Genomic DNA, 19448 nt, shown 5'->3' with positions numbered 1-19448 from the left:
GGGGGACTTTGGGGGAACGCCCGGGCGCTGGTGGTGATGGTGTGTCAATTTGTGTGCCTCTCGTGGCCATTGGGGTCTGCGAGATGTGTCTTCCTGTGGGGGGAAGCCTTGATGCATCGCACCTTGGGTGCGCGCCTTTCGCGTGCCCGGAAGAGAACCAGCCTGGCCACGGCTGCAGTGGTGGCTTCTGGCGCCCTGGCCCTGTCTCTGCTGCCGGCCGCAGGCGTCGCCTCGGCCGCCGATGAGCCGGGATCGGCGTGGGGCAAGGACGCCCCGACGTTCACCATGCCGCCGGTGAAAGTGGGAACGAACGAGCCGGTGGAGCCGCAGGCCGAGCGCACGCCCTCCGATGAGCTGGCACGGTGGCGGGCGGAGCAGAAGAAGCGCGCTCAGGGCGGTGAGGAGGCCGGCAGATCGGGCCGTGCGGCGCCCAGTGACTACGTCCCCGAGGGGCAGGGTGATGTGCCCTGGCACAAGATCAGCAACTTCGCGATCACGGACGCGCTGACCGCCCGGGTCAACTACTCGACCGGCAACCTCATGCTGACCGCCACCGACTTCCAGATTGCCGGGGTGGGCCAGAACCTGAGCCTGTCGCGCACCTACAACTCCCTGGATGCCCCGTGGGGCAAGGTCTCCCAGCGGTGGTGGCAGCAGTACGAGCGCTACCTGCAGGTCCTGGACGGCGAGGTCGTCCTCTACGACGCCTCGGGCGACAGCCTGCGCTTCACCCAGAAGGCAGACGGTACCTACACCACGCCCAAGGGCTACTCGAAGGAACTGAAGAAGAACGCGGACGGCACCTACACGGTCACCAACTGGAAGTCCTCCTCCAAGGACACCTACAACGCTGATGGCACACTGACCAAGGTCACCGAGAAGAACAAGGGCACGATCACCGTCACCCAGCACGACGAGGGCGGCGAGCACAAGGGTTTCAAGCTGACCGAGACCCGCTCCGGCCGGTGGATCGACCTGGTCAAGACCGACGCCTCGCAGTGGCAGGCCAAGGACAACTCCGGCCGCACCGCCGTCTTCGACCTCGACCCGGCCGGCAACCTGCACAAGAGCACCAACGCCGAGGGCAAGACCACCACCTTCGACTACGACTCCTCCCGACGCCTGACAAAGATCACCACGGCGGAGAAGCGCGTCACCGTCTTCACCTACGACAGCGCCAACCGCGTCACCTCCATGCTCCGCGCCACCGAGTTCAACGGCTCTGGCCACACCGGCCCGACCTGGAGGTACGAGTACGACGCCACCACGCCCACCGCGGCGGGCACGACCAAGGTGACTGACCCCGAGGAGCACGCCACCCGGTACAAGCACGACGGTGACGGCCAGGTCGATGAGGTCACCGACGCCTTGGGGCACAAGCGCTCCACGAAGTACGACGCGAACCACAACGTGGATACGGCCACCGATGCGATGGGGTCAGGCACTACCCCCGGCAATGTGTCCGACTACGGGTTCAGCACTCGCAACAACCTGGAGAGCGCGGAGTCCCCGACGGGCGGGAAGTCACTCACCAGCTGGCAGACGATCGCCGGCGGCGACGTGCCCAAGGACTCCACCAACGCGGACGGCGAGAAGACCAAGTACGGCTACGACACGGCGGGCAACACGAAGTCGGTGGCTCAGGAGGGCACCGGCGGCGGCAGCGTCTCCTACACCTACAACCCCGCCACTCCCAACTGCGGTGGTTTCGAGGGCCAGCGGTGTGCGGCCGAGACGAAGATGTCCGCCTCCAAGACGGTGAAAACGTCCTTCACCTACGACGGCAAGGGCAACCTGACCAAGGTGAGCCCGCCGGGGCCGCTGGGCGAGAGCACCTACACCTACGACAGCCTGGGCCGCACCGAGACCCTGACCGACGGCCGGGGCATCAAGAAGGTCTTCACCTACGACCACCTGGACCGCATCAAGACGGTGTCGACGACCAACGACACGGTGCGCTACTTCTACGACGACGACGGCAACCTGCGTCAGCGCGACGACAACACCGGCACCGTCAAGTACCAGTTCGACCCGCTCCAGCGCGAGACGATCCGCACGCTGCAGGACGGCTCCCAGACCCTGCTCGCCTACACCCCGGCCGGCAACGTCGACTACTACCAGGACCCGGCCGGGAAGGTCGACTACACCTGGAACGACGTCAACAAGCTCAAGGAACTGAAAGACCCGCAGGGCCGGGTGACGTCGTACAAATACAACAACAACGACGTCCGCACCGAGACCGCCTACCCCGGCGGCACGGTGCAGAAGGTCGACGTCGACAAGTCGGGCCGCCCCGAGAAGATCAGGGCCACCTCCAGCAAGGGCACCCTGGTCGACCTCGCTTACACCTATGGATACGGGACGGACGCCAAGACCGACGGCGCCAAGATCCGCACCAGCACGGACGCCGTGGCAGGCACCAAGACGACCTACAGCTACGACGGTGCGGGCCGCTTCTCTTACGCCGCGGAGAACAAGGGCTCCACGCTGAACGAGTCCTGGCAGTACTGCTACGACCTGGCCGGCAACCTCACCAGCCAGGGCACCGCGAAGGGCTGCCCGCGCGGCACCACCTACACGATCAACGACGCGCAGCAGATCACCGCGAAGAACGGCTCGTCCACGAACTGGTCCTACGACAAGGAGGGTCACGAGACGGCGGCGGCGTCGACCCCGGAGGGGACCCGCACGGGCGAGAAGTGGTCGGATCACAGCCAGCTCACCTCACTGACCGTCGGTGGAAAGACCTACGCCGGCCAGTACGGCTCCACCGACCAGAGCGAGCGCATCAAGCTCGGCGACACCTACTTCCACAACGGTCCGATCGGCCTGTCGGCCAACTCAACTGCGGGCGTGGACACGGGCTTTAACCGGGAACCCGGGGGCACACTCAATTCCATGACCCGGGACGGCAAGGCCTACTACTACCTCACCGACGCCCTCGGCTCCGTCGTCGCCACGGCAGACGAGTCCGGCGCGAAGGTGAACTCGTACGGCTACAGCCCCCGCGGTGTCACCCGAGCGGCGAGCAGCGAAAAGGTCTCCCAGCCCTACCGGTTCGCCGGCGGCTACCAGGACCCGACCGGGCTGTACCACTTCGCGGCCCGCTACTACGACCCCAACATCGGCCGCTTCAACAGCCCCGACCCCTCCGGCCAAGAGAAGAATCCCTACCTGTACGCCGAAGGCGACCCCGTCAACCGCATCGATCCCAACGGATTGCTCTCGATTGGCGACGCGCTCGGTTATGCCGGTCAGGCAGTGGGGCTAGCAGCTGCCGTCACGGCACCTACCCTGGGCGTGGGGCTCGGCCTCGCAGCACTGAGCACTGGACTGGAAGTAGCCGGTGGAATCGCGAATGGCGATAGTCCCTCGAAAATCGCAGGCGGAGCCATGGTGAATCTCGTGGGCGCGAAGGTGGGACTCGGCGCGGACCTGCTCAAAGCCAGTAAGACGATGTCCCGTGGCGTCAATACCGCCTACTGGGGGCTCGGAGTCGTAGCGGGAAGGGTCATGTGAGAGAAGCGGGAGAGATATGACTGAGCTCAGTGCATTCATCTCGAACAGTACACCGATGATGATCATTGCGTTGCTGATCGGCGCGGTAGTCTTCATCCTGGTGACTGTACGGTCAAAGAAGAAAAAGTAGTCCGAGATGTTGGCAACCGGCCTTTAGGTGTCGGTTGCCAACATTTTGGATTGGTTGCGGCGATCGAGGTCAGTCCTCATTTGCTGGCTGTGCTGGTCGTTGTGCCTACGCTTCAACGCTGATCTGCAGTGGAGGGCTCTAAGCAGCCACGGGGCTGGTAGGGCCCGAATAGAAGGCCGCGCCCCGCAACCAGGGGGAGGGGAGAGGTCAATGATCCATGCTGGCGCAGGCATTACCGATAACCCGCCGGTGACGGTTGCCGTACTCGTGATCGGCTTCGCTATTGGGATCTTTGTCATAGTTCGAGGGCGAAACAAGTAAAGGATCTGGTATTGATGGCATGCCGGTCCGGAGGCTAGTGCCCCTGGACCGACGCTGCTCTGTAATCAGCCGGGCGGCGTGCGGGCCGTGAGACACCGCACCCCGCCTTCCCCGGAAAGAGGGGTCATCTTGGAAACGATCGCTGCGGGACGCTGGTACCCCGACGGCACTGGTGGTTTAGTTATTTTCCTCGTGGCTATGGCAGTGCTGGTAGCGATGATCTTCTACGGACGCCATCAGAAGAAGCGGGGCAAGCAATAAGACGACCGAGTTCTCGAGGGGTACATCCCACCCGGTAACGGGCTACATTTTCGCGTAGCCGCCGGCGGCTCGCCTTCGCCTCAGTCCGATTCACTCGAAGCGCAGGCGCAGCGACTCCCTTTCGGCTTCCTCGATCTGTTCAACCGTCAGGCCCGGCAGGTTCAGTTGGGCCAGCGTCACCTCGGCACTGGTCGGCTGGGCGTCGGCGGGTATCCACTTCTCCGGCTGCCACGCATGGGCGCGCATCAGCGATTTGGGGCAGTGGGGGTAGACCTGGTCGACGTGCACTACCAGCGCGGATACGGGCGGCTTACCGACCGGCGTGAGCTGCGCGAGCAACTCCGGGCGGGCCGAGACGCAGGCGCGGCCGTTGACGCGGAGTGTGGTCGGCCGGCCGGGGATGAGGAAGAGAAGGCCGACTTGTCCGGTCTGCAGCACGTTGTTCATGGTGTCGAGTCGCTTGTTGCCGGTCGCGTCGGGGATCACCAAGGTTGTCTCGTCCAGCACGGAGACGAAGCCGGCCGGGCCGCCGCGCGGCGTCACGTCTGCCTTGCCTTCGCCGTCGGCGCTGCCGATGAACACCAGGGACGAACAGCCGATCAGCGCGCGGGTCTGTGCGGTCAGGTGGTCGATCTCCTTGCGGAGCGCGTTCGGATTCGCCTGCGGGTAGAGCTCACGCAGCTGATCCGGGCTGGTCAGGGCATCGGCCCGGAGGGCGTCGAAGAGCGAACTGGTGGTCCCCGTGTCGGTCGTCATGCAACGACCCTAAAAGATGACCAAGGCCGCGCGAAGATCAATGGGCGATCTCGCCCGCGTTAACCGGTCGCCACGCCCCGGCGTGCAGCAGGAGGGGCGTGGTGGTGGCGAGGCGGGTCAGTGGCTCGTCATCGGACAACAGTGATCACCGGAAGTGGCTGCTGCCATTCACCTAGTTCCGCAACGAGAACCCGGCGCGCCAACTCCCGGGCCTGAGCCCAGCCGTTGTCGGTGGACAGGACACCCCTTGCCCACAGATCAGCGTCATCGCCCTCGTACATCCCGCTGAGGACCACGTCGATCTCACGCAGGTCCGCCATCACCTCACCGCTGAGTCGACCCTCCTCCACCAGGGCTTCGGCCATACGGAAGGCGTGATCGAAGTCCAGGGTGATCTCGTCTGTCGCCACGCCATGCTTGTCCAGCCAGTCCGCCTGGGTCTGGGCGTCGGCCGCCAACATGGTCAGCGAATCGATCAGCAGACGGCGGCGAAACGAAGCATCGGGACTCGGCACATCACGATCCTCGCATGCACTCGCATCTCACGAGGCAGGCGACCAACTAGTGCGGCAGGCCGCCCGCGGGAGTTGACCTCGGCGGGAGAGTGCCGAGTTCGTAACAGTCACCGCTCCCGAACGGCGTAGGTCACATGCGTCACCCTCGGGGAGCGCTCCGAGCGGACCTGTTCCAGGGCCACGCGGCCGGCGTCCACACCGTCGAACAGGCGGATTCCGGAGCCGAACAGCACGGGGGAGAGGGCAATCGAGAACTCGTCGATCAGGCCGGCATTGACGTACTCCAGGATCGTCGCGCCGCCGCCCGCGATGCGGACATCCCGGTCGCCGGCCGCTTCGCGGGCCTGGTCGAGGGCGGACTCGATGCCGTCGTTGACGAAGTGGAACGTGGTCCCGCCGGGCCGCTCCCAGGGATCACGCTTCTCGTGCGTCACGACGAAGACCGGCGTGTGAAACGGTGCCTCCTCCGGCCACATCTGCTCACCGGCGTCGAACATGTTCTTGCCCATCACGCTCGCGCCGGTGCGCTCGAAAGTCTTCCGCAGGATGTCGTTGTCACGCCCTTCCTCGCCGCCCTCGCCCAGATGCAGGTTCTCCCGGAAGAACCGCTGCGGGAAGACCCACTGCTGCAGCTCCATCCACTGCTGCCCCATCAACTCGGCGGAGGTCTCGGGTGCGATGAAACCGTCCAGCGACATCGACACGCTGAAGAACACCTTCCCGGCCATCAGCCCTCCGCTCCCTTGCGAACGTTCGAGGTGACGTAGGCAGCCAGGTTGCTCAGGGTCTGCTGGCCGGCCTCGATGGCGTGATACTTCTCGGCCGCCTCGTCGCGCGCCTCCTTGGTGGGGAACAGCGTGCGCATCTCGATCCGGGTCGCCGTGCCATCAGGCTCGAACGTCAGGACCGACTCGAAGGCGTTCGGGTCGTCGCGGGTCTCACCGTGAAGCAACGCGATCCGCTCCGGCGGGGTGAGCTCGGTCCAGGTGATCCACTCCTGGTAGTCCGTCCCGTCCGGTCCGTGCATCACGAAGTCCCACTCTCCGCCGACGCGGAACTCGAACGCTCGCGTGGTGGTGGTGAACCCCTCCGGTCCCCACCACCGCGACAGGTGCCGCTCCTCGGTGAACGCCTCGAAGACGAGCTCCCGTGGGGCGTCGATGCTCCGGGAGATGACGATCTCGCGGTCGGCTCTCGCCGACTGCGTCACCTGCCCCGGCGTTCCGTGTTCCGTGGTGCTCATCAGCTACTCCGCTTCCCTGGTCTGTTTCAGGTCCTGCACGTAGGCATCCAGCCGGTCGAAGCTCTCGTTCCAGAACTGTTCGAAACCGCCTGTCCACTCGTGAACGGGCCGCAGTCCGCTGGCGTCAAGGCCGTACAGGCGCTGCTTGCCCGCCTTGCGGTCACGCACCAGCCCGACCTCCCGGAGCACCCGCAGGTGTTTGGACGCCCCCGGCTGGGTCATCCCCAACTCCTGAGCCAGCTCGTTCACCGACCGCTCACCCGCCCGCAGCAGTGCCAGGATCTCCCGGCGCTGCGGCTCGGCGATCGCGTTGAAGACGTCCGATGTCGTCGCTGCTCGTGCCATGGATCCATCGTATGCCGATATGGGCATAGGTCAAGGAGGTGGTCCTCCGGGGTAGCGCTGCGAAGGCAGTCTGCGCACTGGCCCCTTGCGCTTTCGGGCGGGAAGGAATCGTGGCGCCGCAATGCGTTAGAGGGCGTCGAAGGGCCTGGCGATGAGGGTTTGCGCTTCGACGACCAGCAGCCCAGGCCGCGTGACGACGAAAACTCGATCGTTCCGGCCGCGCCATTCACGAAGTCTCAAGGAACTGCTGGCCCTCGTGATCGCTTCAACTCCTTGGTCGGCTTCGCGTCGCGGGTTTCTCGCGCGGCGCCCCATGGCGACGCGTATCAGCGGACCCACCATGATTCAGTTTCTCCGTACGGACGCCGCCCAACAGGGCAGACTGGTGGCCTGGGGGAGCACTGGCCCCCACGGGGGAGGGAAAGCTTTGTGGAACCTGCCGTTGTGACCGTTGCAGCAACCGCTGCGACCACGCTCGTCGCAGCCATGACCACCGACGCCTGGGGGCACGTCAAGCACGGCTGCGCCCGGCTGCTGCGCCTGGAGGGGGCGGCGCGGAGTGCGGAGGACACCGAGCAGGATTTGGAGCAGGCGCGTACGACGGTCCTCGCGGCCCGCGACTGTGGCGACGCGTCAAGGGAACGCGCCGTGCTCGACCTCCTGGCGGAACGGCTCGGGGCGGTCCTGGAGGCGAATGCGCAGCGTGCGGACGAAGTGGAGGACCTGCTGCGTCAGGTACTCGCCGGGAACCCGACCGCAGACCGCCAGATCCACGCACTCATGGAGGCGTTCAGGCAGCGCGGCAGCACCGTCTACAACCAGTGGGTGGACAACGGCGGTGGCGGCGCCCAGGGCCCGCAGGCCACGGTGACGGTGAACAACAACCGCGCACCCGGCACCCCCGACCCGTCGTGACGCAGAACCGGTACGAACAGCGGGTGGCGCCCGGCGCGGCGGGAGCCCAGGGGCCGTACGGGACGGCAACGGTCAACAACTACTTCGGTGCTCGCCTGCCCACGGTCGAGGAGTTACCCGCGCCGGTCGCTCCCGATGCGGCCTGGCTGATGGCTCAACCCAGCCGACTGCTCGACGCCCGCAGTCACGTCGTGCCCTTCACCGGCCGCGAGGGGGAGTTGGACCGGCTGCAGGAGTGGCGGGACGCCGGGGGCTCCCGGCTGTCCGTGCTGTTGCTGCATGCCCCCGGCGGGCAGGGCAAGACGCGGCTCGCCACCGAGTTCGCCGAACGCTCCCGGGCGCCGGAACGTCCGGCCGGGCAGCGGTGGCATGCCCTGCAGGCGGGGTTCCGTGGCCGAGCCAACGGCTTCTCCCTCGTCGACCCCGGGACCACTGCCTCGCCCGACGATGCCGCGGGGGTACTCCTCATCGTCGACTACGCAGACCGGTGGGTGCACAGCGAACTGGAACGCCTGCTGTCCGAGCCGGTGCTCCACCAGCAGCTCCCGGCCCGCGTACTCCTGGTCGGCCGGACCGCCAAGTGGTTCGCGGCGCTGCGCGCTTCGCTGGACGAACGCCGGGCTGACGTGAGTGACCTCCTCTTACCGGATCTGGCCACGGACCGGCTGCGCATGTTCACCGCTGCACGCGAGCGCTACGCCGCACCCGATCTGTACGGCTGCGACGACGCCGGAGCCATACAGCCGCCGGGCGCGCTGGAGCACCGTGAGTTCGGACTGACCCTGACCCTGCACATGGCGGCCCTGGCCGCCGTCGACGCCCACGCGCGCGGGGCACGGTCTCCGGACCGGCCGCACGAGTTGTCGGCCTACCTCCTGGACCGTGAACGCCTGGCGTGGCAGCGGCTCTCCGAGGCCGGGATTCACGGGCAGGACTTCCGCACCCGTCCGGCCACCATGGCCAAAGTGGTCTTCACGGCCGCTCTTACGGGGGCGGCCAGTCATCGCACCGGTACCAGGGCCCTGCGCACACTGGAGGTGCCGGGCGACCCGCAGGACCTTCTCGTGGACCACCGCTTCTGCTATCCGCCCGCAGACCGGGACCTGGTCCTGGAGCCGCTGTATCCCGACCGGCTCGCGGAGGACTTTCTCAGCTTGCTGACGCCGGGGCACGACATCACGGGCGACGACCCCGATCCATGGACCCTTGATGTTCCGGCCGCGTTGACGGAAGAGAGCATGCTCCGGTCCGTCGTGGCCCCCCGTACGGTCACCATGCTGGCCTCCGCCTCCGCACGCTGGGCACACATGGGCCGAAAGGTGCTGTATCCGCTGCTACGGGCCGATCCCGGCGTCGTGGTGGAGGCGGGCGGCCCCGCCCTGACGACGCTGGCTGAGATCGGCGGCTCGAATTTCTACGACGGCCGGCTCGACACCGACCTGCTGTCTGTCTTGGAAGCTGTCGAGACCCGGTTGCCGCAGGGGCGGCACGCCGACCTGGACGCCGGAATCCTGGCGATCGAGGAGATCCTGATCGCCGGGCGCCTTGCCGGCACCACCGATCCCGCCCGGCTCGCCCGGCTGCACAGCACGTTGGCCTGGCGCCGCGGCAACGCCGGCCGTCGGGACGAGGCACTCGCCGCCGCCCGGGAGGCCGAGAGGCTGGACCGGCAGGTGGCCGCGGTGGACCCACGCCACCGCCGCAGCCTGGCCATCTCCCTCACTGACCTGGGCAACCGGCTGTCCGATGTGGGCCTGGAGGAGGAGGCGCTCGCCGCCGCCAAGGAGTCCACTGCCATCAGCCGGGACCTGACCGGAACCGCGCAACAGGCCGACCGGGACGCTCTGGTGGCCTCGCTGATGAGTCTTGGCGCCAGGCTCAACGCCCACGACCGCCGCGAGGAGGCGCTGGCCGTCACCCAGGAGGCTGTGCCCCTGTGCCGCGCGCTCGCCGAGGAAGATCCGCATCGGCACCGGAGCAGCCTGGCAGGGGTACTGGGGAATCTCGGCGCGGGACTCTCCAGCGTGCGCCGCCACGAAGAAGCACTGCCCGTGATCCGGGAAGCCGTTGCCCTGCAGCGGCAGCTGGCCGAGGCCGACTCCGCCACGCACGGCCCCGAACTCGCTGCGGCCCTCATCAACCTGGGACACATAGCGTCCGTGGCGGGCCACGCAGAGGAGGGGCTGGCCGCGACGCGCGAGAGCGCCGACCTGTACCGCCCGCTCGCCGACGCCAACCCCGACGCGTTCCGGCCGGAGTTGACCAAGGCGCTGATCAACCTGGGGAACTGTCTGCGCGGCACGGCCACCGACGAGGAGGCCCTTGCCCCGGTAGAGGAAGCTGTGGCCATCCAGCAGCGGTTGGTCGAGCAGCATCCCGGAGCTCACCGGGCGGGTCTGGCACTGGCGTTGAGCGCGCTCGGCCACCAATTGGACGCGATGGGCCGTGCCGACCAGGCGCTGGTCGCAACGGAGGAGGCCGCCGCTCTCCATCGGCAGCTGGCCGAGGCGAACCCCACCATCACCTCTTCCGAGCAGGCACACGTACTGAACCATCTCGGCCGACGGCTGGCCGCCCAGGACCGCAGGGAACAGTCACTGGCCGCCACGCAGCAAGCCACCGAGTTGTACCAGCGCCTCGCCGAGGCACATTCGGCCACTGTCCTCCCCGACCTGGCCCGTTCGCTGCGCAACCTCGGCTGGTCCTTCACCTCCGTGGGGCGCATCGACGAGTCCGTGGCCGCATGCGAGCAGGCCGCGGACACCTACCGGATGGCGGGTGATCTGCGCCAGGCGGCCGAGGTCCTCAACGAGTTCGGCAATGCGCTGCTCGACATGGGTCGACTTCAGGAGTCAGCGGCCCTCAGCCAGCGGGCCGCTGTCCATTACGCCGACTCCGGCCACCGAGTCTCCGAGGCCGGGGCCCTGGTGAACCTGGGCCGGGCCCTTACCGAGGACGGGCGGATCGAGGAATCCATCGGCGTTCTCGAGCGGGCCGCGGCCCTCTTCCGGGAGACCGGGGCACTGTTCCTGGAAGCCGTGGTGCTGACCAATCTGAGCCAGGCTTGGACGAGCCGGGAAGAATTCGACCGGGCCGCGGAGGTGAGCGCCCGCGCGACGGCCGTCTTCGAGGAGGCCGGTGCCGGGCCTCAAGCACAACCGCTCCACAACCACGGCAACGCGCTCCTCTCCATGGGCCGCGCCGCAGAATCCATTCTCCCCAGCAGGCAGGCAGCGGAGACCTACCAAAACCAGGACGACCTCCGCCACGAGGCCGACTCCCGCCTCAACCTCGGCGACGCCTTGTCCCGGACCGAGCGGTACGACGAGGCCGCCACGGCCTACGAACGGGCCGCCGGCCTCTTCCGCGACACCGGCGACCACGTCCTGCAGGGGCGCGCACTCTTCCGGCTCGGGACCAACCTGATCCGGGCCCAGCGATACGAGGAGGCCGCGGCGGCCAGTGACCAGGCCGCGGCCGTCTTCCGCGCCACCGGCGACGGGCAGGGCGAGGCAGAGGCATTGACCAACGTCGCCGGTGCCCACAATCGGACCGGACACTGGGACGAGGCCCTCACCGCGGGGGCGCGGGCCGCGGCGTTCTTCCGCGAGACGGCCGACCCGAAGGGTGAGGCCGATGCGCTGGCCAACGTGCACGAGGCTCTGACCGGGGCAGGACGGTACGAGGAAGCCGTCGGCGTCGGTGAACGCTCTCTGGCCCGCTATCGCGAGGTCGGAGACCGCGCACGCGAGCGCGTCCTCCTGCACAGCCTCGCGATCAACCTTTTCGCCGTCCACCGCACCGCGGAGTCCGTCACCGCCTTTCAGCAGGAACTCGTGATCTGCCGCGAAACGGACGAACACCCTGATGAAGCGCCGGCGCTGCACGGCCTCGGCACCTCCCTCGTGGCCGCCGACCGCTTCGACGAAGCGGTGTCCGTCCTCGAACGTGCCGCGGTGCTCTACCGCGAGGCAGGTAACCACGCGGGTGAGGGCAAGGTCCTGGAGCGCCTCACGGCCGCGCTGCGTGGCCTGGGGCGAGGGGCCGACGCCGTACGGGCCCTGCGCGGGTCCGCCGCTGCCTCCCGGCGGGCCGGCAACCGTGCCGACGCGGCGCAGGCACTGGGCGAACTGGGCATCGCCCTCGGGGAGAGCGACGATCCCGAATCCCTGACAGCGCTGCACCGGGCCGCCGAACTCTACCGGGAACTTGGGAACAGCGGCCACGAGGCTCTGGCCCTGCTCCACTTGGGCACGATCCACGAGAGGTCCGGTCGCTCCGCGGAGGCCGTCCCCCTGTGCTCGCGAGCCGTGGCGCTGTACCGCGAGGCCGGTGACGGCCCCCGCGAGGCCAAGGCGCTGCGGGAACTCGGAGGGGCGCTGGGGTCGGCGGGGCGGTCGCAGGAGTGCATCGCCGCGTGGCGGCGTTCCGCCGCCCTCTGCCGGCAGGACGGCGACGCCGAGGGGGAAGCCCTGACGCTGTACGCCTTGGGCGGCGCCTGCCTGGACGTGGGTCTGTTTGAAGAGGCGGTCGCCGCGAATCAGCGGGCCGTCGAGGTTTTCCGGGCGGCGCAGGTCACCATGGCCGAGGCCAGCGCACTGCTCAACCTGAGCCGGGGCCTGCTGGAGCTGGAGCGCTGGGAAGAGGCCATCACCGCCTGCGGTCGAAGCGCTGTCCTGCACCGCGCGACGGGCGACCGCCCCCGCGAAGCGCAGGCCCTCTACGACCTTGGCAAGACGCTCCTGAGGGTGAACCGGCACAGTGAGGCGGTCCCCGCCTGCGAGGGGGCTGCCGCGGTGTACGAGGAGCTCGGTGACCGGAGGGCGGCAGCCTCAGCGCTGAACAACCTCTGTCTTGCGCTCCTGAAGACGAAGCACTTCGAGGAAGCCGTCGCGGCCGGCCGCCGGGCCGCCACCACCTGCGGGGCGGCCGGCGAGCGGAGCGCCGCGGTCCACATGCTGTTTCAGCTGGCCACCGGCTTGTTGGACGCAGGGCAGAAGCAGGTGGCCCTCCAGGTCCTGCGGCCGCTGCTCACGGCGTGTCAGCAGTCGGGGGATCGCTCGCGCGAAGCGCAGACGCTCCTCCTGCTCGGCGCCACGCTCGTCGATCTGGGCTCGTACGAGGAGGCCATCGGCATCACAGAGCAGGCGGCCGACCTGTACCGGGCGCTCGGCGACCTCAGCGGAGCGGAACTGACGTCGGAACACCGGCAGATCGCTTTGCGCGCCCTGGGCAGGGGCGGGGAGCGGCGGCGGCGCTGGCGCCGGTGACGGACGCCGACGTCGGTAGATCCTCGGGTCCGAGGCCCCGAGGGAGGGGCCGCATGTGTCCTCAGCCGAAGATGTCGTACGTCCGGCGGTAGATCGCGTCGGTGTGGCCGCGCACGTCTCGGAACACGTTCTCCAGGCGTCGGTACAGGTGGTGATGGGCCTGGGAGGGCAGGAAGATTTCGCCGGGACGGACCATCGCGTCGATCGCCTCGTCGAAGTCGGCGTACACGCCCAGGCCCACCGCCGCGCAGATCACCGCGCCGAGGCCGGCTGCGCTCGATGCCTCGGCGCGGCGGGCCGGGATGCCGTGGACGTCGGCCTGGATCTGCATCATGAGGTCGGAGCGTGAGCCGCCGCCCGAGACGATCACCTCGCCGTACTCGGTGGCGAGTTCCTTCGCCATCCGGGCCGCCGAGTCGTGGATCGTCATGGCGAGCGCTTCCAGGATGGAGCGGTAGATGTGGGAGCTGCCGTGACGTCCGTCGAAGCCGAGGATCGAGCCTTTGCGGAACGGGGCCTCGCCGGGCGCGAGCCAGTCCAGGATCGTCATCAGGCCGTCGGAGCCCGGTGGGACCTTCGCCGCCTCGGAGTTGAGGTGGTCCTCGACGCTCACTCCGGCTGCGCCGGCCCGGGCGACCGCTTCCTCGCCGAGCAGGTCGCGGTACCAGGTGACCGTCCACATTCCGCGGCGTACGCCGCCGGACTCGTAGAGGTACGAGTGCGGCAGGGATGCGTAGTTGGTCCAGAAGTCGGCGGCGTTCTTGACGTTGCGTGGGCCTGTCGTCATGCCCGCCACGTACGTGCCGAGTGAGACGAGGAGCGTGTCGGGGGAGCGCAGGCCGCAGCCGAGGGCCTCGACCGCCTTGTCGTTGGCGGTGGCCACCACCGGTACACCCGCAGGGATGCCGGTGTGCCGGGCCGCGGCTTCGGTGACCTCGCCGAGGATGTCGCCGGGCAGCACCAGGTCGAAGAGCATGGCGCGCGGGATGCCGGACTTGGCGAGCTCCGCGTCGTCGTCCGTCCACTGCCAGGTGTCGGAGTCCAGCGGCCAGATACCGGCGTAGTTGGCCGCGGTGTCGCGGAAGGCGGCGGTCATGCGGTGGCTGATGTAGCCGGAGGATGTCGTCACATACGCCGCGTCGGGGTTGGTGTGCGCGTAGGGCGTGCCGACCCGCTCGTCCATCCAGCTCATGACGGGCTGGGCGAGGGTGCCGTCCGCCTTGAGGACGGCACGGCAGAACCGGATGGTGCACAGGCCCACGCCCATGATGTCCGCAAGGTCACCGGTGAACCCCGCCATCGCCGCGCGGCTCGCCTCGCCGATCGACGTCCACAGGTCGTCGTCCGGGTGCTCCACGACGCCGGGGCGCGGGGTGTCGTAGGGGCGCAACGCGGAGCGTCCCTCGCTGACGGCGCGGCCGCGGTCGTCGAAGACGGTCACCTTGGACGACTGGGAGCCGTTGTCGATGCCGATGAAGTAGCGGGGACGGGTGCTGGACATGCCCACTCCGGGAGGATGGATGGAGGAATCTGCGGGGGAAACGGGAGGGGGCGGCGGCACCGGCCGGACGGGGGGTTGCGACCGGCGCCGCCGCGGAGGGGTGACTCAGGAGCCGATCGGGAAGATCGTGCCCTTGTTCATGATCCCGTTCGGGTCGAACGTCTCCTTGAGCTTGGCGAGGATCGCGTACGCGCTGCCGTGCTCCTGGGTCGTCCACGGGGCGCGGTACTTGCCGATGCCGTGGTGGTGGACCATCGAGCCGCCGACCTTGAGGGCCTCCTCGACGATGATCGCGTTGAGCGGGATGTGATACTTCTCGATCTCCTCGCGCGGCTCACAGTTGATCTTGTAGTCGTAGACGAAGTACAGGTTGGTGCCCGTCTGGTAGCTGTGCGAGGAGTGCGCGCCCAGCATGACCAGGTCGTCGGCGGCCGGGTACTCGCCCTGGATGCGGCCGATCACGTTCTCGTACAGCTCGACGGTGCGCGACCAGTCGACCGACACCTCGGTGGTGTAGCCGAGTTCGGCCTTGGCCAGCATGACCTGCTGTTCGGCCTCGATCTTGTCGACGCCCCAGTTGAGGTTGTCGAACCAGTTCTCGATGAGGGCCGGGTCGACCTTTTCGTGCGGGTACTGGTCGACGACGCGCCCGATCTCCTCGCTGGTGGCGCGCACGAGACCCTTGGGGCCCTCGGCGACGAAGACGACGACGACCTTGTCCTTGTAGAAGTGGGCGAAGTGCTGGCGGGCGTCCTCGGGAGAGTAGACGCGCACGACCGACGGCTTGAAGCCGTTGGTGACGACCTCGCGGATCACCTTGATGCCGGTGGCCATGTCGTCGACGAGGAAGCCGTGGAACTCGTTGTTCTCCGGCTGGTACTTGAAGATCTTGACGGTGACCTCGGTGATGTAGCACAGGGCGCCCTCGTTGCCGATGACGATGTGCCGGATGTCAGGGCCCGCCGCGCGGCGCGGCACGTTCTTGATGCGGGTGACCGAGCCGTCGGGGAAGACCGCCTCCAGGCCGACGACCATGTCCTCGATCGCTCCGTACAGGGTGGAGAACTGGCCGATGGAGCGGGTGGATACCAGACCGCCGTATTGGGCGAGCGGCTTGGACTGCGGGGAGTGGCCGGTCGTCAGGCCCTGCTCGCGCAGCTTGTCCTCCAGGACCTGAAGCGGTACGCCGCACTGGACCGTGACCTGCATGTTCTCGGCGTCGACCTTGATGATCTCGTCGAGGCCCGAGCCGTCGAGCACGATGGTGTCCTCGACCGCGGTCTCCAGGCCGCCCTCGGTGCCGGTGCGGCCGGTGCGCGCCACCACGTTGATCTTGTTCTCGTCGGCGAAGGCGAGGACCTTCGAGACGTCATCGGTGGAGCGGGCGTTGACGATCGCGGCCGGGATCGGGCCGTCGAAGATGCCGTGCACCGACTGGTACTTCTTGAATCGGTCGACGCTCGCGAGCTGGAGCTGCTCCTCGTCCGTGACGATCTGGTCGGCGGCGAGCAGGTCGGTGAGCCGGGCGCGGATGTCGTCGCGGGTGAGCTTGGAGAGCGACTGGGCCATGGTGATCTACCTCTTGGTGTGCGGTGTGGGGGGTGCGGGCGAACGGGGTGGGGGAGCGGTCGGGCTCAGCGGACCAGATAGCCTCCGTCGACCGGGAGCACGTGGCCGTTGACGTAGTCCGAGGCGCGGGAGGCGAGGAAGACCGTCGCTCCCATCAGGTCGGCGACGTCGCCCCAGCGGCCGGCCGGGATGTGGTCCAGGACGCGCTGGTTGGTCTCGGGGTTGGCCCGCGTCTCCTCGGTGATCTTCGTGGCGAAGTAGCCCGGGGCGATCGCGTTGACCTGGATGTTGTGCTGCGCGAGTTCGTCGCAGTACGCCTTGGTGAACCCGGCGATGCCGTGTTTGGTGGCGGCGTAGGCGGGTGACCACTGACCGCCGAGGAAGGAGAACATCGACGCGATGTTGATGATCTTGCCGGAGCGCTGCGGGACCATGAAGCGGATCGCCTCGTGGCTCAGCTCGAAGGGGGCCGTGAGGTTCACGCTGACCATCGGGTCCCACTGCGCGCGGCCGAACTCCTCGACATCGGCGATGTTGCAGATGCCCGCCGAGTTCACCACGATGTCGACCGACCCGAAGGCCTCCGCGCAGCCCTCGACGATCTGCTTGGGCACGCCCGGCTTGGTGAGGTCGGCCTCCAGGAACTCCATGCGGCGGCCCTCGGCCTCGATCAGCTTCTGCGTGGTGCCGTCGTCCGCGGCCATGGAGGGCACGAAGACATTGGCGCCGGCTTTGGCGAGCGCCAGCGAGAATGCCTGGCCGAGGCCGGTGTTGCCGCCGGTGACGATGGCGTTCTTGCCGTCGAGGGAGAAGAAGTCGCGGTTGAACTCGGTGATGTCCATGGGGAGTTCGCTCTTTCCGGTGCGGTACGTGGTGCGGTGGCGCGGGTCGGGTCGGGTGGTTCAGGCGGTCACGGGCACCGCCTCCGGGACGGGCCGCGGGGCGCCGGCGGCCAGTTCGCGGCGTCGGGTGCGGTCGGTGAGCGTGGTCAGTCCGACGCCGAGGAGCGCCATGGCGAGCAGGAAGAGGAAGAGGGTGGTGTAGCCGCCGCCGTGCTCGGGGACGGCGGGCGTCGCGGCCGGATCGCCGATCCACCAGGCGCTCAGGGTCGGCAGGAACGCGTCGGGCAGATACGCGATCCCGGACGCGAGGCCGATGACACCGCCCCGCTCGTTGGCCGGGACCTCGACCTCGCCGACCTGCGCCCAGTAGACGCCCCGGCTGGCGAACACCAGCAGGCACAGCGCGAACATCAGGGCCAGCGCCACCCACTTGAAGGCGGAGTCGCGCGGCAGCACCAGGAACGTCACGGCGACGGCCGCGCAGCCGATGAACATCCAGCGCAGGAAGCGGGGCGTGGACTTGGTGGCCTTGTCGACGACGACCCCGCCGGCCGGCCCGGCGACAAACTGGAAGACGTAGGTGCGCACGACGCCGATCACGCCGATGAGCGCGGCGGCCATGCCGTACTGGTGCTCCAGGAGCGGGGAGAAGTAGCCGAGTGTGGTGTAGAAGCAGTACATCAGCATGACCGTGCCGCCGATGAGCCACGTGTACTTGTTCCGCGCGGCCAGCCACAGCTGGCGCAGGGTGACGGTGCTCGAACCGAGGTCGGCGAGGCGCCGCTCGTCCCCCTTGACGAACAGCCACACGAGGACGGCGTAGACGAAGCACAGGATGCCGTAGATGCGGATCAGCCACAGCACGCCCGCCGCCTCGGCGACGCTCGCCGCGACGACGGCCGTCCCCACGAAGCCGACGATCGTCGACGTGACACCGCGCACGCCCTCAAGGAAACCGAACAGACGGCCCTGTTCCGAGGAATCACCCAGCATTCCGATGGCTTTCACCAGGGCGGCCCAGTACAGGCCCATCCCCATCACTGCCATCAGGATGTGCCCGGCCAGAATCCCCCAGTAACCCGGGACGGTCCCGAGGTAGAGGTCGGCGATGCCGGTACCGACCAGCGCGGTCACGATCAGGACCTTCGGCGAGAACTTGTCCGCGAACCAGCCGCCGAAGAAGTACATCACCATGGCGACGACGCCGAACACCGAGATGATGTTGGCGTACTGCTGCGCCGAGAGTTCGAGCGCCTTGGCCGTCGGCCCCAGGAAGACGAACCGGATGTACGCGACCTGATAGATGACTCCGCCCGTCATCGACAGGATCAGGAAACTGACCCACTTCTGGGACTTGGTCACGGCGCTCACCACCTCTTTGTGGAAATGCAGGGCAGGAAAGGTGCTCAGATGTGCGGGTGCAGGCAAAAGAGCACAAAAAAGAACAGCAACTCTCCCCTGTCGGGAAGGAGTTACTGTTCTCTGGTCTCTAGTAACTGCCCCGGAACAAGAGTCGACGACTCTTGTTCCGGAAGCCGATATGCGGTTGTGGTGTCAGCTTGGGGGCGGGCCTTTTCGGCCTGCCCGGCAAAAGTAAATCGAGGGTGTCGGCAGTGTCAACCCCCGATGTCACATCGCCCCGACCTGCACCGATGTGTCACATCGCCCAGACCTCGCGGTTGGACGAGGCGATGGCGCTCGCGCCCGCCTTCAGCGCGGCGAACACGTCGTCCCGGTCGCAGACGAGCCCGCCCGCGATGAGCGGCACGTCGATGTCCGCGACGACCCAGGAGATCACCCGTGGCATGCAGCCCGGCAGGATCTCCACGCAGTCGGCCTTCGACATGCGCAGCTGCGGGGCGAGATTGCGGTACGACATCGAGTCGATGAGGAAGAAGCGGTGCACCGCGTAGAGGCCAAGATCGCGGGCCGCGCGCAGCATGAACGCCTTGGAGCTGAGCACGCCGTCGGCGGCCGTGCGTTCCTTGATGTACCGGACCACGATCTCCTTGCCCGCGAAGCCCTCGAGCAGGTCCACGTTGACGAGCACGATCCGCCCGTCGTCCTTGAGTCGCTGCACGATCGCGGGCAGGTCGAGGACAGTGCCGTAGAGCAGGAAGACGATGCGGCAGTCCGATCGCAGGACGGCCTCCAAATCGTCGGCGTCCTTGACGCTGGCGACGACCGGGTGGTCCTCCAGGAGCGAGGGGAGCGGCGGGGTGTCCATGGGGATCTCCTGGAGTGCGGCGCGGTGACAAGCT

General features: G+C 67.9%; 13 protein-coding genes. 3 read left to right on the top strand and 10 right to left on the bottom strand.

What is annotated here, in order from left to right; translation table 11 throughout:
• Positions 1-285 precede the first annotated feature (285 nt).
• On the top strand, positions 286-3519 hold the full coding sequence (locus AB0I66_RS35650) for an RHS repeat-associated core domain-containing protein (RefSeq protein WP_363212373.1): 3234 nt from the start codon (positions 286-288) through the stop codon (positions 3517-3519).
• Positions 3520-4321: 802 nt separating this feature from the next.
• Here the strand turns inward: AB0I66_RS35650 and AB0I66_RS35645 are convergent.
• From AB0I66_RS35645 to AB0I66_RS35625, 5 genes are all read right to left on the bottom strand, one after another.
• Positions 4322-4987: an MSMEG_1061 family FMN-dependent PPOX-type flavoprotein gene (locus AB0I66_RS35645; RefSeq protein ID WP_363212180.1), complete on the bottom strand. Its 666-nt coding sequence runs from the start codon at positions 4985-4987 to the stop codon at positions 4322-4324.
• A gap of 128 nt (positions 4988-5115) precedes the next feature.
• Positions 5116-5502 carry a hypothetical protein gene (locus tag AB0I66_RS35640; RefSeq protein ID WP_363212179.1) on the bottom strand — a complete coding sequence of 129 codons (387 nt, stop codon included), beginning with the start codon at positions 5500-5502 and terminating at the stop codon, positions 5116-5118.
• A gap of 107 nt (positions 5503-5609) precedes the next feature.
• On the bottom strand, positions 5610-6230 hold the full coding sequence (locus tag AB0I66_RS35635) for a dihydrofolate reductase family protein (protein WP_363212178.1): 621 nt from the start codon (positions 6228-6230) through the stop codon (positions 5610-5612).
• Positions 6230-6745: an SRPBCC family protein gene (locus AB0I66_RS35630; RefSeq protein ID WP_363212177.1), complete on the bottom strand. Its 516-nt coding sequence runs from the start codon at positions 6743-6745 to the stop codon at positions 6230-6232. Before AB0I66_RS35630 ends, AB0I66_RS35635 begins: the two co-directional genes overlap by 1 nt.
• A gap of 3 nt (positions 6746-6748) precedes the next feature.
• On the bottom strand, positions 6749-7090 hold the full coding sequence (locus AB0I66_RS35625) for a metalloregulator ArsR/SmtB family transcription factor (protein ID WP_363212176.1): 342 nt from the start codon (positions 7088-7090) through the stop codon (positions 6749-6751).
• 444 nt (positions 7091-7534) lie between these two features.
• On the opposite strand from AB0I66_RS35625, the gene AB0I66_RS35620 reads away from it, so the two are divergent.
• On the top strand, positions 7535-8005 hold the full coding sequence (locus AB0I66_RS35620) for a hypothetical protein (protein WP_363212175.1): 471 nt from the start codon (positions 7535-7537) through the stop codon (positions 8003-8005).
• Positions 8002-13275 (top strand): tetratricopeptide repeat protein, encoded by a 5274-nt coding sequence (locus tag AB0I66_RS35615; protein WP_363212174.1) that lies wholly within the window; start codon positions 8002-8004, stop codon positions 13273-13275. The genes AB0I66_RS35620 and AB0I66_RS35615 overlap by 4 nt, the downstream gene beginning before the upstream one ends.
• Positions 13276-13336: 61 nt before the next feature.
• Here the strand turns inward: AB0I66_RS35615 and AB0I66_RS35610 are convergent, their stop codons facing one another.
• The 5 genes from AB0I66_RS35610 to AB0I66_RS35590 form a co-directional block, all read right to left on the bottom strand.
• A complete protein-coding gene (locus tag AB0I66_RS35610) occupies positions 13337-14776 on the bottom strand; it encodes an FGGY-family carbohydrate kinase (RefSeq protein ID WP_363212173.1) in 1440 nt (479 codons plus the stop codon).
• Positions 14777-14881: 105 nt separating this feature from the next.
• Positions 14882-16345: an FAD-binding oxidoreductase gene (locus tag AB0I66_RS35605; protein ID WP_363212172.1), complete on the bottom strand. Its 1464-nt coding sequence runs from the start codon at positions 16343-16345 to the stop codon at positions 14882-14884.
• Between the two features lie 65 nt (positions 16346-16410).
• Positions 16411-17187, bottom strand: a complete 777-nt coding sequence (locus AB0I66_RS35600) for an SDR family NAD(P)-dependent oxidoreductase (protein ID WP_363212171.1) — start codon at positions 17185-17187, stop codon at positions 16411-16413.
• A 60-nt stretch (positions 17188-17247) separates the two neighbouring features.
• On the bottom strand, positions 17248-18549 hold the full coding sequence (locus tag AB0I66_RS35595; RefSeq protein ID WP_363212170.1) for an MFS transporter: 1302 nt from the start codon (positions 18547-18549) through the stop codon (positions 17248-17250).
• A gap of 295 nt (positions 18550-18844) precedes the next feature.
• Complete coding sequence (locus AB0I66_RS35590; RefSeq protein WP_363212169.1) at positions 18845-19414, bottom strand: glycerol-3-phosphate responsive antiterminator; 570 nt, start codon at positions 19412-19414, stop codon at positions 18845-18847.
• Positions 19415-19448: the final 34 nt, after the last annotated feature.

The sequence above is a fragment of the Streptomyces sp. NPDC050439 genome (genome assembly GCF_040655335.1).
Lineage (GTDB): Bacteria > Actinomycetota > Actinomycetes > Streptomycetales > Streptomycetaceae > Streptomyces.
The sequence above is the reverse complement of the archived record's forward strand: the minus strand, read 5'-3'. Positions and strand labels throughout refer to the sequence as shown.

What these genes read in the sequence shown, in the direction of transcription:
- AB0I66_RS35650 (WP_363212373.1), top strand. Translation starts at nt 286, where the DNA reads ATGCCGCCGGTGAAAGTGGGAACGAACGAGCCGGTGGAGCCGCAGGCC.
- AB0I66_RS35645 (WP_363212180.1), bottom strand. Translation starts at nt 4,987, where the DNA reads ATGACGACCGACACGGGGACCACCAGTTCGCTCTTCGACGCCCTCCGG.
- AB0I66_RS35635 (WP_363212178.1), bottom strand. Translation starts at nt 6,230, where the DNA reads ATGGCCGGGAAGGTGTTCTTCAGCGTGTCGATGTCGCTGGACGGTTTC.
- AB0I66_RS35630 (WP_363212177.1), bottom strand. Translation starts at nt 6,745, where the DNA reads ATGAGCACCACGGAACACGGAACGCCGGGGCAGGTGACGCAGTCGGCG.
- AB0I66_RS35625 (WP_363212176.1), bottom strand. Translation starts at nt 7,090, where the DNA reads ATGGCACGAGCAGCGACGACATCGGACGTCTTCAACGCGATCGCCGAG.
- AB0I66_RS35610 (WP_363212173.1), bottom strand. Translation starts at nt 14,776, where the DNA reads ATGTCCAGCACCCGTCCCCGCTACTTCATCGGCATCGACAACGGCTCC.
- AB0I66_RS35605 (WP_363212172.1), bottom strand. Translation starts at nt 16,345, where the DNA reads ATGGCCCAGTCGCTCTCCAAGCTCACCCGCGACGACATCCGCGCCCGG.
- AB0I66_RS35600 (WP_363212171.1), bottom strand. Translation starts at nt 17,187, where the DNA reads ATGGACATCACCGAGTTCAACCGCGACTTCTTCTCCCTCGACGGCAAG.
- AB0I66_RS35590 (WP_363212169.1), bottom strand. Translation starts at nt 19,414, where the DNA reads ATGGACACCCCGCCGCTCCCCTCGCTCCTGGAGGACCACCCGGTCGTC.